A 1395-nucleotide genomic window follows, 5' to 3' on the forward strand; every position below is an offset into this window, starting at 1 on the left:
TAAGCCCGGCCCGAAAAGAAAAAAAGCACAAACCGATGATGATGAAACGGGCTTTCAAAAAACAAACAAGCAAAAAGAACCTGCGAAATACAAGCCTTGATGAACTTACAGATTCGGTGCAGTTCTTTCAAGCAAACACAAACCAAAAACGTGCAAAACAAAGAACGGAAAACAAGTCAATATGAGCACCAACGGGGAGCTCAGCCGACCGGGGCATATAGCCGAGCAGGTTGTCGAAGCCAAGTTTTTTCCAAAACCAAGGGCTTCCGAAAAGCCGCTAGCCCCCCGGGTCGGCTGCAGCGTTTTGTTAGCCAAATTGTTGACCTTCGGAAAATAGGCCATAATATTTTTTGTAATAATGCTCACGTGGATCCTTAAAACAGTCTGGTAGAGTGTCAGGGAATCGATCTCCACCTAAAAACTCTATTACATCAGACAGATATTCACCAATTCGAAGCCACGCATGGCGAAAGACAGAAATGATTTCGTTGTCAAAGCCTTCAATATGCCATTCTCTTATAAGAGCCAAAACCTGAACGTCATCAGGAGCAAGCATACCAAGCAAAACTGGGTTTTCTTTTGTCATTTATAAAAATCGATTAACTGCTGAATCGCTATCTTCGAAGGGATCTACGTAAAACGGAAATTGCATTTTTATTGTGTAGTCACGAATGGCAGCCATATATGCCTTGCTCTCCGGTTTCAACATTGATTTATGAACGATGTATCTACGATGCTTGATAATTTGAACTATAAGGGGATCTTCTGTTTCAAGAGCCCTCCGAATAGGTTTATGCCAGGCCACAAATTCTTTATTATTTTGAGTGGACATGTTCACCATATCAGGAATTTCACGCAATGCACGAATAAATGCATTCATTGAATATCTGAGAGCATCTGCATGGTGATAGTGCCCTTCTATTTGATGAAGGTGCCAATGACTTTCTTGCCATCTATCTAACGCGGCTTCAATTTTTTGATGAGCACAGGTCATAAATTTTATTCAGTTCACAGTATCGTTTAAAATGGCTAACGACGAGCTAACATGCGGCGGCCAAACGACCGAAAATTATCAATGGAAAAATGAAGTTGCTGATAGCACGATCGGCCAAAATGACACCGTAACCGCCGTCAAAGTTAAGCGCCTGGTTGGGGCACCGAGCTTTCATGGAAAAAGAAAGCGAGGTGTTCGGTTAATAACAAACAGCCCGGACCGAAGAAGGCGAAAGGCGCAAACCGGTAACGACGGAACGGGTCTGTGAAAGAGCCAGCAAGCAAAAAGAATCCACGCATGACAAGCAATGATCAACTTACAGATTCAGTGCAGTCCTTTCAAGCGAGAACGAAACAAAAACGCTCAAGAGAAAAAACGAAAAACAAACCAATGAGTGCGCC

The 1395-nt window shown here is 42.9% G+C and carries 2 protein-coding genes; both read right to left on the reverse strand.

The features are described 5' to 3' along the window. Nucleotides 1–307: 307 nt before the first annotated feature. Nucleotides 308–586, reverse strand: coding sequence for a hypothetical protein (locus tag JCM12296_RS43015; RefSeq protein ID WP_213181810.1), 279 nt, complete (start codon nt 584–586; stop codon nt 308–310). Then, entirely contained in the window at nt 587–994 is a 408-nt protein-coding gene (locus tag JCM12296_RS43020; RefSeq protein ID WP_213181809.1) for a hypothetical protein, read from the reverse strand. Nucleotides 995–1395 lie beyond the last annotated feature (401 nt).

Origin of the sequence: Desulfosarcina cetonica JCM 12296 (genome assembly GCF_001311845.1) — a bacterium.
Taxonomy (GTDB): Bacteria; Desulfobacterota; Desulfobacteria; order Desulfobacterales; family Desulfosarcinaceae; genus Desulfosarcina; species Desulfosarcina cetonica.